The following is a 14,304-nucleotide window of genomic DNA, read 5'->3' as shown; positions in this document are numbered from 1 at the left end:
TAAGTGATGTTTTTATTTTATCCAGGGTATTAATGTTGAAACACAGGCTCGATAAAAAGCCGGAGTTCTTATAATTTTTAACACTACATTGCCATGTTCATCAAATTTTAAATTATCGTCTCCAGTCAGTTTTTCGACCAGGCGAGTACGAACAATTGTAGCAAATGCTTTATCAATCTGACGCTGGCTAAGCTTTTCATAGGCATGGCGGGCTAATCGACTCAACTTGATATCTCGACCAAGTGACTGTTTCCATTTAATATGGTAACCTGCCAGATTAGCAGAAGTAAAATCTCCATGTTCGAACGCTTGTTCGATCTGACTGATAGCACATTCAGCGGCTTTTAATCCGTAGAATATTCCTCCTCCGGTTATCGGTTTTACCTGACCGGCAGCATCTCCAATAACGAGCAATCGATCACTGTATGTTTTCGGAATCGGTTTAAGGCTAACACCGCGATACTGAGGTTTACCCGCAGAAATAATAAATCCTTCTTCCTTGAGGTATTTTATAAACTTCAAAAAAGCGGCTGCGGCATTTTTACGGCATAACAAACCAGCCAGTGCAGTACCATCTTCAAGCGGTTCCAGCCAGCTAAAAAATCCCGGGGCAAATAGCTTGCTGGTAAAGATACACAGCGGAAGGGGGGCTTTCATTTCTACCCTCGCCTGGACGCCGACCGCAAAATCGGCTGGTATGCCCATACCCAAGCTACTAGTTAATGCAGGATTAAAGCCAGCAGTAATTAGTGCTAATCTTCCCCGGTAGACGTTACTGCGGTTGTCGTTTGTATATACAGTTACACTTGTATCATCAGCTTTAATATGAGTTGCCTTAATACCAAATACGCAAGCAGCTCCGGCTGCACCGGCGCGCTCTGCCAACTTCAAGTCCATTAAACCCCGATCCAGGGCAACTGCCTGCACGCTATTGCGTTTGAGTTCTAACACTTGCCCGTTGGGGGAATAAACCCGGGCTCCGCTGAATGCATTTAATACTGGCAGATCTTCGCCTTCCAGCAATTTCACACAATCTGGGCTGATTATGCCGGCACAGCATACAGGCCCGCCAAGGTCTGGTCTTTTTTCTAAAAGGGTAACCTTATAACCTTGCCGAGCTAGCCTCCTGGCAGTATAGCTACCTACAGGGCCGGCTCCAATAATGAGAATATCGCTGTTAGTGGTCATAAATTAATACATGTGGTTTCAATTCCAAGTATAGCACAATGGCCAATCAGGCTTCAGTAGATGATACCAAAACGGCAATGTTCGCCCTGGAACTCAGGAATAAAGATTTGATCGTACTCTTTTTGATACTGTCGATTTCGGTTTTATTTGCGCATGAGAGGTTTTATTCAGCCTCTTCTTCTTTCGGCGGAAAAGCCGGCCTTTCCTCAACGCCCAGCACTTTTAATGCCTTGGCCTGAAGGCGCTCAAGCATGCAACAAAGCGAACGCCTTTCTTTCGGATCAAGTTCACCCATTACATCGAAGATAGCCCGGCGGGCAGTGGAATGATCATAAGCCTTCAAGCCTTTTTCGGTGAGCTCGATACGAACCAGATTTCGGCGGTCCAGGTCTTTGTTTTTTGTAAGCAGCCCTTTCCCAACCATCCGGTCAATCAAACCGGAAATAGTATGAGGTTCTCTTAAAGTCGAACGAGAAATAGCTGCAGGAGTAGCTTTATTGCCAAGCGCTTGCACAGCCAACAGCACCTCTGCTTGTTCTGGAGTTATTTTATAGGTTAACAGCTCCCTCTCTCTGGCTTTAAACATAGCACGCCAGGTATGGTTAAAAAGAAGCCACACATTATAATCATGGTCGCAAAAATAGGTGGATTTTATTTCTTCCTTCATTTCTTTAATAGTACCTTCGTTATATTGTTATTAAATAACTATTATATCACCCGTGTTGTAACGATACTAATTGCCGTGAGGTTTGACACAATTTGTCTAAGCGTTGTGCTATAATACATCCGATGACAATTATTAGTACTCTGTTTAATTAACATGCACCTTGCACTAATTCTATTAGTATTTATTACAATCGCAGAATGCTTAACGGTTTTCGTTGATGTTTTGGTTGGGCTCGCCCTGTTTGGAGTTATTCTGCTCGCAACACTTATTATCCCCGCTTTAAAAGATAATTACCAGCAATCCCGTTTGGTTCTATCTCTTTCTCTGGTTCCTTTAGTCAGGATCATAAGCCTTAGCATGCCACTTGCCGGATTATCCCAAATATGGTGGTTCCCCTTGATGTATTTACCGCTGTTTCTTGCAGCAGTTGCTCTTATGTACATGCTGGGTCTAAGGTTCAGGGATATTGGTTTTACCTTTAAACCAGCGTTAGCCAATACTCTTATCGCAATTAGTGGCATAGGCCTTGGTTTTATAGAGTATTTTATACTCCAGGCAGAGCCTCTTATAGGAGAACTCAACTGGCAATCTGGCTTGCTGGCTGCAATCATCCTATTTGTAACTACTGGTTTTGTAGAAGAAATAATATTCCGGGGTGTTATGCAAACAACCGCCCTGGAATACTTCGGTCGGAAAGGGATAATCTACACAAGCGTACTGTTTGCTGTGCTCCATCTTGGCTTTCTTTCCGCAGCAGATATTATCTTTGTGTTCTTTGCCGGGCTTTATTTTGCGTGGGCAGCTATGAAAACCGGCTCATTAACTGGTGTAATTTTAGCCCATGGAGCTAATAATACGGTGCTCTTTGTGATTGCACCATATCTGTTTTGAGTAAAAACAGGTAGCAATATAGTAACAGGTACTAAAGTAGTAGTCTTGTTTAATACAATTTAGTAAGTTTTAGTAAGGTTATTTGATATAAATAGAATTGACACAGCTTTGTTCGTAGCTTACTATATCGATTAGTTACATACAGGGGCTATTCATAGACAACAACAACGCTTAACCATGCTCTATAAAGAGCGGCTATAAAAAAACCATAAGAAAAAGGTTAAGGGCTTTGTGCGGGATAATAGGTTATACTGGCAAACAACAAGCAGCTACCGTGCTTTTGGATGGTCTTACCAGGCTCGAGTACCGCGGTTACGATTCAGCCGGTATAGCTACTGTTTTTAACGGAGATCTGCATTTAAAAAAGGGTATTGGTAAGCTGGAAGAGGTTGAACAGGAGTGTTCTTTAAGTCGCCTGCCCGGTAACACCGGTATTGGGCATGTCCGCTGGGCAACTCATGGAGGCGTTACTGCAATCAATGCTCACCCGCACCTTGATTGTCTAAAATACATCGCAGTTGCTCACAACGGCATACTTGATAATTACCTGCAATTAAAAAGGAAGCTTGGTTCCAAACACGAGTTTATTTCGGAGACTGATACTGAGGTTATTGTCCATTTAATAGAAGAGCACCTGCTTCCGGGTGTACCCCTGGAACAGGCTGTTATCCGGGCAACAAGGGAACTCAGAGGGACTTATGCATTGGTTGTTACTTCAATTGTAGAACCGCAAAAGATTGTTGCTATACGAAAAGGGAGCCCACTGGTAGTCGGTTTTGGCAAGGGTGAAAATTTTGTCTCTAGTGATTTTCAAGCTTTCCTTCCTTATACTCGTAAAGTACTCTTTCTGGATGACAAAGAAGCGGTAGTTATTACACCGAATAAAATCAACATACTTTCTGGATCCGGTAAAAAAATCTCCAAAGATCCAATTATGCTGGATGTGGATTTGGCAGTACGGGACAAGAATGGTTTTGATTTCTTCATGCTCAAGGAGATATTTGACCAACCTCAGGCAATTATATCCGCCATGAAACAGGATAGAGAAACACTCCAAAAAGCTGCCACGCTAGTTAATAACTGTCGGTCTGTGGTTTTTACCGCTTGCGGGAGCTCACGCTACGCTTCGCTTATCGGCCGGTATATGTTCTCTAAGATTGCCCACCGCTTCAGCGATGTTATCACCTCTTCGGAGTTCAGTTATTTTGGAGATGCGGTAGATGAAAATACACTGGTAATTGCAGTGTCTCAAAGCGGGGAAACCGCCGATGTTATTGAAGGGATTAAAGAAGCACAAAGCAGAGGAGCAAAGGTACTTTCTATTATAAATACCTTTGGCTCCACACTGGCTCGCATGAGTGACTGTACGCTATATTTAAACTGCGGTGCAGAATTTGCAGTTGCTGCTACCAAGAGCTTCATTAGCCAACTGGTGCTTTTATACCTTCTATCATTTTCAATAGCTGGGCGCCTGGAAGAGGCAGAAACAGAGCTACAACACATAGCAGAGCTATTAGAGGAAAATCTGCGCGTTAATCACTATGCTATACCCAAGACGGCCATCAAATTAGCCAATCATGACAAGTTTTATTATATTGCACGAGGTATTAATTTTGCAGTTGCCGGAGAGGCCTCCCTCAAGCTCAAAGAGGTAGCCTATGTTCATTCGGAGGGCATGTCTGCCGGGGAATTAAAACACGGCACACTTGCCCTGATAGAAGAGGGCTCACCGGTGATTGCTATTGCCCCCTGTGACGGCACGCGAGATGATATTCTCTCTAACATCTCAGAGGTTAAAGCACGTGGAGCGTTTATAATTGGTGTTTCCGACAAGCCCGATAAACTCTTTGATATTTATATTGAAATACCCAAGGTTAATGAATATTTCTACCCATTGGCGTGTATAATACCGCTGCAACTTTTTGCTTTTCATTCATCAATAGCCCGTTCCCTTGACCCGGACAGGCCACGCAACCTTGCCAAATCGGTCACAGTAACTTAATTCCGGGAGTACTAACAGCCATGAAACAAGAAAAGGTATTGGTGACCGGCGGTGCCGGTTTTATTGGTTCTCATTTAACTGAGAATTTGCTTGGAGCGGGGTATCAGGTTACTGTGGTGGATGATCTTTCTACCGGCAACCTGGCCAACCTTCAACATCTATCTGCCAACCCCAACCTGGAAGTACTTTGTTTTTCAGTTAACAATATTGACCGCCTGCAAAAAGCCTGCCAGGGGGTGGCTTACGTATTTCACCAAGCTGCTCTACCCAGTGTACCGCGCAGTATTGCTGACCCTATTGCTACCAATCACGCCAATATTAACGGTACGTTAAATGTGTTAATTGCCGCGAAGGATTCCGGTGTAAAAAAGGTGGTTTATGCCTCCTCCTCTTCGGTGTATGGCGATACCCCAACCCTTCCCAAGATAGAAGCTATGCTGCCGCGCCCCCTTTCGCCGTATGCCGCTTCCAAGATTAGCGGCGAGTATTACTGTGCGGCTTTTACCGCTTCATACGGTTTGCCAACTGCCAGCCTGCGCTACTTCAATGTATATGGCCCACGCCAGGCTGCCAATTCTGCCTATGCGGCAGTTATCCCCATGTTTATATCTCTTATCAAACAGGGAAAACCTCCAGGAATATTTGGAGATGGCACCCAGACCAGAGATTTTACTTTTGTAAAAGATGTAGTTAATGCCAATATCCTGGCTGCAATAAACCCGGCAACTGGCGCTTATAACATTGGCACTGGTGCAAACATAAGCCTTAATGAACTGGCAGAAACCATATTAAAAATGATGGGCAGGGCGGACCTTTCTCCAGTTTATTCTGGCCCACGCCAGGGAGATGTAGCTCATTCCCTGGCAGATATTTCAAGGGCAAAAGTTGCCTTTGGCTATAGCCCGGAATATTCCCTTAAAGATGGACTGAAAATGACAATAGAAGTATATGGAAAGTAGTATGAAAGAAAGGTTACCTCATTTATGATTCCAATAGCAAAACCGGTTATCGATCAAGATACAGAAGAGACTATACGGCAGGTGATCGTCTCTGGTAGTCTTGCACAAGGCAGATATGTTAAAGAGTTCGAAGAAGCTTTTGCCAGCTATATAAGCTCAGAACACGCAATTGCTACTACTAGTGGAACAAACGCTTTACAGTTGGCCTTGCTAGCAGCCGGGATCAGGGAAGGTGATGAAGTTATAACCACACCTTTCAGCTTCATAGCATCCGCGACAGCAGTACTTCAATGCGGTGCGCGGCCAATCTTTGCGGATATTGATCCGGTTACCTTTAATATTGATCCTAATGAAATAGAGTCTAAAATCACTCCCCGCACAAAAGCTATAATTGGGGTTCACCTTTATGGACAAGTATTTAATATAGAAGCCACGCAGGATATTTGCGAGCACCACAACCTGGTTATGATCGAAGATGCCTGCCAAGCACATGGAGCGAGTTGGAGAGAACACAAAGCCGGTTCCTTCGGAATTGGTTGCTTTTCTTTCTATCCCACTAAAAATATGACCACCGGAGAAGGCGGCATGATAACCACGAACGATCAGGACATAGCCTGTAAATGCCGCCTTCTCCGAAATCACGGCCAAGCTGAGCGCTATAGACACACCATACTCGGTTACAACGCTCGCATGACGGAGATTGCTGCAGTAATTGGCCTTAGCCAGCTAAAGAGATTGGACCTTTTTAACGAAGTCAGAATAAAAAATGCCGGTTTTCTTACCGAAGTCATCACCAGTATAAATGGCTTAGTGCCACCACAGGTTTTAAAAGGCAGCAAGCATGTTTTTCACCAATACACCATTCGAGTTACTCCCAATTACAAGATGAGTCGAGACGAATTAAAAAATTATCTTGAAGCTAACGGTATCGGCTGCGGTGTTCATTATCCGATACCGATACATCAACAACCCATGTTTAGAGACCTGGATTATACAGATGAACTGCCCACCTCGGAACAGGCTGCGCGTGAGGTGTTGAGCTTGCCGGTGCACCCATCTCTTACCAGCCATGATCTAAACACAATAGCAGAGGTGTTAAAAAATGCCTGATATAACAAAAAAAGGAGAGGTGATACTAGGCAATGGAGCAATTATCGAGGGCAATATCGTATTAGGTAGTACAGAGGGCGGTAGACTGGTAATTGGCACTAATGCCATCATTCGATCTGGATCTGTGATATATTCTGGTGTAGTTATTGGGAATGACTTAAAAACCGGGCATAATATCTTAATACGCGAAAATACCCGCTTGGGTAATAACGTTGTGGTTGGCACCAATGTTGTAATTGACGGAAACGCTAACATTGGCAATTATGTGAGCTTGCAAACTGGAGCTTATGTAACGGCTTATACTGTCATAGAAGATTACGTCTTTATGGGGCCTTGCTCTGTCACCACTAATGATAAATATATGCAGGCAGGCGCAACTCTCAAGGGATCCTATATCAAAAAAGGGGCTCGTATCGGTGCTAATGCAGTGATTCTTCCAGGTGTTGTAATTGGAGAGAACGCTGTAATAGGTTCAGGTTCTGTAGTTACCAAAGACGTACCAGCTGGAACAACTGTTGCCGGAAACCCTGCAAAAGTAATAACTAGGAAGGAATAAGTGCTCTATTTGTACAGTGAAAACGAAATTAAAAACTTGGCAAGCGAGCGCTCAGTAAAAATTGCCTTCATCGGACTGGGCCGGGTTGGATTACCTCTGGCCGCCGTATTGGCAGATGCCGGATTTAAAGTTACCGGGATTGATATCAATCCTCACACTGTAGACACTGTCAATAATGCTAAAACACCTTATCCAGACGAGGAAGGGCTTGCTGACCTTATATATAATTGCGTAAGGTCGGGAAAACTTCGTGCTACTCTTGATGTTGCAGCCATTAGAGACGCTGATATGTTAATCATTGCTGTGCCAACGTTAATAAAAGATGAACAGCCAGATATAGAAGCAGTAATAAAAGTTGCCATGAGTATCAGCCCACACATGAGTGCTGGCAAGATCATAGTTCTTCAAAGTACAGTACCGCCCGGAACTACCGAATTTGTGCTGGGAGAACTTATTACTAAAAACACCGGATTAAAGGCAGGCTGTGACTTTGGACTTGCCTACTCTCCAGAGCGCACCCAGTCTCCTCAAGTATTAAAGGATCTGAAAACCTACCCTAAAATCGTTGGCGGCATTGATAGCAAAAGTACCCTTGCCCTCTCTGCGGTCTATTCAACTTTTGCGCCTTCCGTAATACACATGAAGAGCATTATAGCAGCTGAGCTTGATAAGGTAATCGAGAATACCTACCGGGATGTAAATATCGCCTTTGCCAATGAATTGGCATTATTATGTCAACTTTATGGAGTAGACGTCCAGGAACTGATTGAAACCGCCAACTCACAGCCTTATTGTCACATACTCCAACCTGGGCTGGTTGGCGGTCATTGTATACCAATGGACCCCTATTATGTTATCAGTGATGCTTCAAAAAGAGGTTTTACCCCACCAGTTATGACAGCAGCTCGCGCTCTTAACGAAGATATATTCAACGTAATCGTCAGTATGATAGAAAACGGCATGCAAAATATTACCGTGCTCGGCCTCAGCTTCAAACCCGGAGTAAGATCTTTCGACACTTCCCATACTCCCCGGTTAATCAATAAACTAGAAGAAAAGGATTACAAAGTAACCGTGCATGATCCTTTTATAAAAGACAAGGAATATGACTTCAAGACCGAACCGGATCTTTACCAAGCTATTACAAGGGCGGATTGCGTAATCCTTTCTACAGCTCATTCCCAGTATAAGAATCTTGACTTTGCCCGTGTCAAAAGCTTAATGACAGGTAATCTAATCATAGATATCAGAGCCGCATGGGATCCAAATATAATTAAACAAAATGGCCTTAGATACAAAGGCCTGGGAAGGACTTTATATGATTAAAGCCGGGGTCATCGGCCTTGGAGCTATGGGGCAACACCATGTCCGTGTCTACCGGGAACTGGGATGTGAGCTAGTTGGTGTTGCAGATGCAGATATAAAACGTGCTCAGGAAATCGGTGCTAAATATAATACGCGTTGTTTTGGCGATCACCGCAAACTGCTTGGTCATGTAGATGTGGTAAGTATTGCAGTACCGACCAGTGCTCATAAAGATGTTGCACTTGAGTTTCTTGCTGCTAAAACCCACTGCTTGGTAGAAAAGCCGATCGCCTCTACTGTTAAAGAAGCAGAGGAGATGATTAAAGCCGCCCGAGATAACGACGTGAAATTAATGGTTGGTCATATTGAGCGCTTCAATCCGGTTATACTTAAGCTCAAAGAATTGATAGAACAAGGTGTTCTAGGTAAAATTATGCTCATTTCTACGCGCCGGGTAGGCCCGTTTCAGCCCAGAATAAGAGATGTCGGTATCATAATAGACTCCGCTACACACGATATCGACGCAACCCGTTTTCTTACCGGCAAAGAGCCTGTAGCAGTATATTCCAAAGCCGGACGCTTCAAGCATCCCAGCCGGGAAGACCATGCTCTTATCATGCTAGATTTTGGTGATAGCTCAGCTTCGTTAGAAGTGAACTGGTTTACGCCACACAAAGTGCGCACTCTGGTCGCTACCGGGAGCGAAGGGATCAGCTACCTGGATTATATTGAGCAGCAACTCACCCTTCACAACTCATATCAGGAATCTCGCATTAAAATTGTAAAGACCGAGCCATTAAAAACAGAAATCACCCATTTTATTTCTTGTGTTAACAACAACACTAAACCTCTGGTGGATGGCCAGGAGGGCTTAAACACGTTAAGAATTGCGCTTAAGGCCAGCGAAGTAGTAAACGATGTACAAAGGTAAAAAAATTGCCGTGGTGGTGCCAGCCTATAATGAAGAAAAGTTTATTGCCGATGTAATTAACGGTATTCCGAAGTATGTTGACCGGGTATATGTAGTAAATGATGCCAGCACAGATAAAACTGCAGAAATAGCAAATGCTCTCGCTGAGAGAGATGACAGGATTAAAATAATAAGTCTGGAGCAGAATAAAGGACTTGGCGGAGCCATAACTACTGGCCACTCGTTAGCACTTGAAGAAATGGTTGATTTGGTTGCAATAATGGCTGGCGACAACCAAATGGCGCCTGAATACCTCCCAGCTTTACTGGATCCAGTAATAAACGGCGAGGCAGACTACGCTAAAGGGAATCGTATGTCATGCCCTGCTCATTACGAAGGAATGCCGCGATTCAGGCGCTTTGGTACTAATTTGCTAACACTACTAACCCGCATATCATCCGGGTACTGGCATATCAGTGATCCGCAAAATGGCTATACGGTGATTAATACGAATGCTCTTTCAAAAATTCCTTTAAAACGAATATACAAAGGTTACGCTTTTGAAAACGACATGCTTGTACGCCTTAATGTTATTGGAGCGAAAGTAGTGGATGTACCTCATCCAGCGATATACAATGGCCAGCAGTCTAAAATAAAATACCCAAGTTTTATCGTTAAAACTAGCTGGATGCTATTAACCAGTTGGATCTGGCGACTATGGGTTAAGTATATTGTCAGGTAAGCAGTTATGCTCACCGTATTACACACGTAGCTTTACAGCTTCCTCGGTCGGAGAAGCCTTAGATCTGACCGATAACTTTCCCAGTGAAAGATTTGTATGACTTTTCCCTGGTATTAACCGTTAATAATCCACTCACCAAGAAACTGCAACATACCAATGACTTACTTTATACAACATTTTATCCAAAACTCTTTATGTGCCCGATAATAATCTTGTTTATATTGCATGTAATAGCCTCAGCGCTTCTTGAATTGTCATCTAAAATTGGATAGTCTCTGGTTGCTTTGTTGCTTGCCTTTATCTAGTTATCAAACTCACTGCCTGCAAGCTATACAGTATTTATTAAGAGGGGTTGGTTTTATTCTACTTTATAATGGCGCGCCCACCATGCAAAGGCTGCCGCTCCAAATACACCAGATACTGCAATTATGCCCCAGATTGCGATGTGGTTGGTTAAAAACAAGTCTAAAAGTATTCCCCCAAACAACGGGGCAATGGAAATACCAACAATCTGGTTAAGCCCAAAGAATCCCATATACCGCCCTTTTTCTCCACGGGGAGCTATTTCACCCACAACACTCATTGCTGCCGGCGCAAAAGCTATTTCCCCAAATGAAACTAATACCATTGCCGCTACTGCCAGGGCATAACTCCCTACCCACCCAAACATCAGGTAGCCTGCAGCATATAAAAGACATCCCGCCACAATCACCCGGCTTCTTGAAAAACGGTCTATGTTTCTTGCTATGGGGTATTGCAGAATAATTACCAGCAATCCATTAACCGTCAACAGCAAACCATATTGGGCGGTTGTGTAACCAACACGGTCAACCATATAGATAGAAAGAGTGCTCATCATTTGGCCCATGGCAGTGAAAAAAAGCAGATTAAAAAATATAAACAACATAAATGAAACATTGCGACTGACCTTTAACAATCCGCGGAAATCGGTTTTATGATTTTTTTGAACAATCGATTCTTTTAGAAAGAAAGCAATAACTGCGGTAATAATACTGATTCCTGCCGCAACACCAAACAACCATCCGTAAGGCATGAAGGCGGCTAGATAGCCTCCAATTGCCGGACCTGCTGCCCACCCAACATTTATCCCGATTCTGAGTATTCCAAAGGATTCGGTGAGGAGCCGGGGAGGAGCGAGGTCGGTAATCATAGCTTGTGTAGCCGGTTTTCCTATCGATCCCAGCGCTTGCGAAGCCACAAAAGCAAGAGCAATGCTCCAGACCGGAGCACCCGAGTTAACCAGAAAGGCCATCACTATATACACAACACTTCTTGATATAACGGAAAATAGAACCAGCGGTCTTCGTCCCAACCGGTCACACAACTCACCGCCAACCAGCTCAAATACTGCTGAACTCAAACCCGCTACCAGAATTATGATCCCCACCAAGGCCATAGACACACCGCGATCCTGATGAAGATAAAGAGCAAGAAAGGGAATGCACATTGAAAAACCTATTGCCAGCAATAGATTAATCAGGCTGACCAGCCAAATTCCCCTATCGAAGCGTGAAACAAACTTGGTGACTGTCTTTCGAGTGGAAATAAACGTATTTATCACTTTAGATTGTGTTAAGACGAATAGTCAAAGAATGCCACTCGCCAATATAAACTCTTTATAATTATTTTTACTTAGGTACCATTATAGAATATGCTATTATATTACCCACAAAACCAATTTACCAGAGAAGAGCAAATGGCAGAAAAAACTGTTCTTAAAATCAGTGGAATGCATTGTGCAGCATGTGTTGGGCGTACCGAAAAAGCATTACTGGCTGTACCTGGCGTAGAAAACGCCTATGTAAATCTCGCTTCTGAAAAAGCTACAATAACCCACCAAGGCAAAGTTAGTACACAAGATTTGATTAAGGCCGTTGAAAATGCCGGTTTCCAGGCTTCCCCAGAAACTACTCCGGCTGTATTAGATAATACAGACAAACAGGCAAAAATACGCTTTATCTTTGCCGCTATTGCATCTGTTATTATCATGCTTATCCACTTTTTTGCCCACTTTGAACATGTTGAGTATCTTTTGTGGCTGATAGCCACTCCAGTTCAATTCTGGGCAGGTGCCGGCTTTTATAAAGGAGCCTGGAGTGCACTTAAAAATAAAACCGCTGATATGAACACGCTGATAGCAATTGGTACTTCAGCAGCGTACTTCTACAGCGTGGCGGTTGTGCTTTTCCCCCGCTTATTCTCGACCGCCGAAATCTCAACCGGAGTATATTTTGATACATCCGCCATGATAATAGCCTTGGTGCTTCTTGGGAAATATCTAGAAGCCAGAGCAAAAAGGCAGGCTTCCCAGGCAATAAAAAAGTTGATCGACCTGAGCCCTAAGAAAGCTACGGTCATTCGAGAAAGCGTTGAGACTTCTGTTCCAGTCTCCCAGGTCATTAAAGGAGATATTATTCTGGTTCGTCCTGGTGAAAAGATACCGGTTGATGGGATTATCGTTAAAGGAGCTTCAAGCGTTGATGAATCAATGCTTACCGGGGAGAGTCTTCCAGTTGAGAAAAACCTTGGGGATGAAGTTATAGGTGCTTCTATTAATAAAACCGGCAGCTTTACTTTCGAAGCCAGCCGTGTCGGTAAAGATACTGTATTAAGCCAGATAATCCGCCTGGTTGACGAAGCACAGGGCTCGCGGGCTCCAGTTCAACGCCTCGCCGATGTTGTATCTGGCGTATTCGTGCCGGTAGTTGTTTCGATAGCTATATTTACTTTTATTTTGTGGTACTTTTTAGGGCCAGAACCTTCGCTTACTTATGCATTTCTTAATTTTATTGCTGTTTTAATCATAGCCTGCCCTTGCGCATTAGGGCTAGCGACCCCCACTGCTATTATGGTTGGCACTGGAGTAGGCGCTGAAAACGGTATTTTAATCCGCGATGCAGCCGCACTTGAAACATGCGCTCGCCTTAATACTGTGGTAATAGACAAAACCGGCACTTTGACAACCGGAGTTCCCGAAGTTACCGATATTATCACCTCAACCGATCAGGGTAGACTTTCAGCCCTTGGGATTGCCGCAAGCGTAGAAAAGTATTCTGAACATCCACTGGCGCAGGCCTTGGTTAAACACGCCAGGGCAGAAAACGCTTTGATTGAAGATGCAGACAAGTTTATGTCCGTATCCGGCATGGGGGTAAAAGCTGTATACCAGGGCAAAACTGTGGTTATAGGTAATGAAGCCCTATTACAGAAGATTAATATAGAGCTGGGCGAACTAGCTGTTGCAGCGCATTCTTTAAAACAACAAGGGAAAACCATCATGATAATGGTAGTTGACAAGGCTCCTGTGGCAATTTTTGCGCTTGCTGATACACTAAAAGCTGAAAGCCGCTGGGCGGTCGAGAAAATAAGGGAAATGAATCTGGATTTGGTAATGCTGACGGGCGATAATCATGAAACTGCCATGGCTATTGCCGATAAGGCAGGCATTGAAAAAGTCATTGCTGGAGTATTACCACAAGACAAAGCTAAAGTCATTAAGGATTTACAGGAAAAGGGTAAAATCGTAGCAATGGTGGGCGATGGTATAAATGATGCTCCAGCACTTGCCCAGGCAAATACAGGAATTGCAATTGGAACCGGGAGCGATATTGCAATTGAAACCGGAGACATTACCCTCATGAAAGGAAAACTTGAAGGCATGGTAAATGCTATTCGGCTGGGCTGGAGAACCATGCGGACAATAAAACAAAACCTCTTTTGGGCTTTTGCCTATAATACGCTTTTGATACCGATTGCCGCAGGGCTACTCTATGTCTTCTTTAATTCTGGCAATGCGCCTGGATATCTCGGTTTCATGCTTGGGGAATATGGTTTTTTAAACCCGATCATGGCTGCAGTAGCAATGGCGTTCAGCTCTGTGACGGTTGTAACCAATTCACTCAGACTGAGGCAATTTAAACGTGAGGCATATCAATAACAACGATTACTGAATC

The 14,304-nt window shown here is 43.8% G+C and carries 12 protein-coding genes; 9 read left to right on the top strand and 3 right to left on the bottom strand.

The features are described 5' to 3' along the window. Positions 1-12: 12 nt before the first annotated feature. Positions 13-1,188: an NAD(P)/FAD-dependent oxidoreductase gene (locus PHX29_01705; protein MDD5604623.1), complete on the bottom strand. Its 1,176-nt coding sequence runs from the start codon at positions 1,186-1,188 to the stop codon at positions 13-15. Positions 1,189-1,351: 163 nt separating this feature from the next. Continuing rightward, a complete protein-coding gene (locus PHX29_01700; GenBank protein ID MDD5604622.1) occupies positions 1,352-1,855 on the bottom strand; it encodes a MarR family transcriptional regulator in 504 nt (167 codons plus the stop codon). A 153-nt stretch (positions 1,856-2,008) separates the two neighbouring features. Here PHX29_01700 and PHX29_01695 point away from each other — a divergent pair, with 153 nt between their 5' ends. The 8 genes from PHX29_01695 to PHX29_01660 all read left to right on the top strand — a co-directional run bounded on the left by PHX29_01695 (position 2,009) and on the right by PHX29_01660 (position 10,330). Beyond that, a complete protein-coding gene (locus PHX29_01695; protein ID MDD5604621.1) occupies positions 2,009-2,746 on the top strand; it encodes a type II CAAX endopeptidase family protein in 738 nt (245 codons plus the stop codon). A 229-nt stretch (positions 2,747-2,975) separates the two neighbouring features. Continuing rightward, positions 2,976-4,748 (top strand): glutamine--fructose-6-phosphate transaminase (isomerizing), encoded by a 1,773-nt coding sequence (gene glmS / locus PHX29_01690; protein ID MDD5604620.1) that lies wholly within the window; start codon positions 2,976-2,978, stop codon positions 4,746-4,748. A gap of 20 nt (positions 4,749-4,768) precedes the next feature. After that, positions 4,769-5,707, top strand: coding sequence for an SDR family oxidoreductase (locus PHX29_01685; protein MDD5604619.1), 939 nt, complete (start codon positions 4,769-4,771; stop codon positions 5,705-5,707). 24 nt (positions 5,708-5,731) lie between these two features. Further along, entirely contained in the window at positions 5,732-6,817 is a 1,086-nt protein-coding gene (locus PHX29_01680) for a DegT/DnrJ/EryC1/StrS family aminotransferase (protein MDD5604618.1), read from the top strand. Further along, positions 6,810-7,373 carry a DapH/DapD/GlmU-related protein gene (locus PHX29_01675; protein MDD5604617.1) on the top strand — a complete coding sequence of 188 codons (564 nt, stop codon included), beginning with the start codon at positions 6,810-6,812 and terminating at the stop codon, positions 7,371-7,373. The genes PHX29_01680 and PHX29_01675 overlap by 8 nt, the downstream gene beginning before the upstream one ends. Before the next feature lie 9 nt (positions 7,374-7,382). Beyond that, on the top strand, positions 7,383-8,699 hold the full coding sequence (locus tag PHX29_01670) for a nucleotide sugar dehydrogenase (GenBank protein ID MDD5604616.1): 1,317 nt from the start codon (positions 7,383-7,385) through the stop codon (positions 8,697-8,699). Further along, positions 8,692-9,609, top strand: coding sequence for a Gfo/Idh/MocA family oxidoreductase (locus PHX29_01665; protein ID MDD5604615.1), 918 nt, complete (start codon positions 8,692-8,694; stop codon positions 9,607-9,609). Before PHX29_01670 ends, PHX29_01665 begins: the two co-directional genes overlap by 8 nt. Continuing rightward, complete coding sequence (locus PHX29_01660; protein ID MDD5604614.1) at positions 9,596-10,330, top strand: glycosyltransferase family 2 protein; 735 nt, start codon at positions 9,596-9,598, stop codon at positions 10,328-10,330. The genes PHX29_01665 and PHX29_01660 overlap by 14 nt, the downstream gene beginning before the upstream one ends. A gap of 358 nt (positions 10,331-10,688) precedes the next feature. Here PHX29_01660 and PHX29_01655 read toward each other — a convergent pair whose 3' ends face one another. Then, positions 10,689-11,912, bottom strand: a complete 1,224-nt coding sequence (locus tag PHX29_01655) for an MFS transporter (GenBank protein MDD5604613.1) — start codon at positions 11,910-11,912, stop codon at positions 10,689-10,691. A gap of 135 nt (positions 11,913-12,047) precedes the next feature. On the opposite strand from PHX29_01655, the gene PHX29_01650 reads away from it, so the two are divergent. Next, on the top strand, positions 12,048-14,288 hold the full coding sequence (locus PHX29_01650; protein ID MDD5604612.1) for a heavy metal translocating P-type ATPase: 2,241 nt from the start codon (positions 12,048-12,050) through the stop codon (positions 14,286-14,288). Positions 14,289-14,304 lie beyond the last annotated feature (16 nt).

This window comes from Dehalococcoidales bacterium (assembly GCA_028717385.1).
GTDB lineage: Bacteria > Chloroflexota > Dehalococcoidia > Dehalococcoidales > CSSed11-197 > CSSed11-197.
Note: the sequence above shows the minus strand (reverse complement) of the source record. Positions and strands in the feature narration are given on the sequence as shown.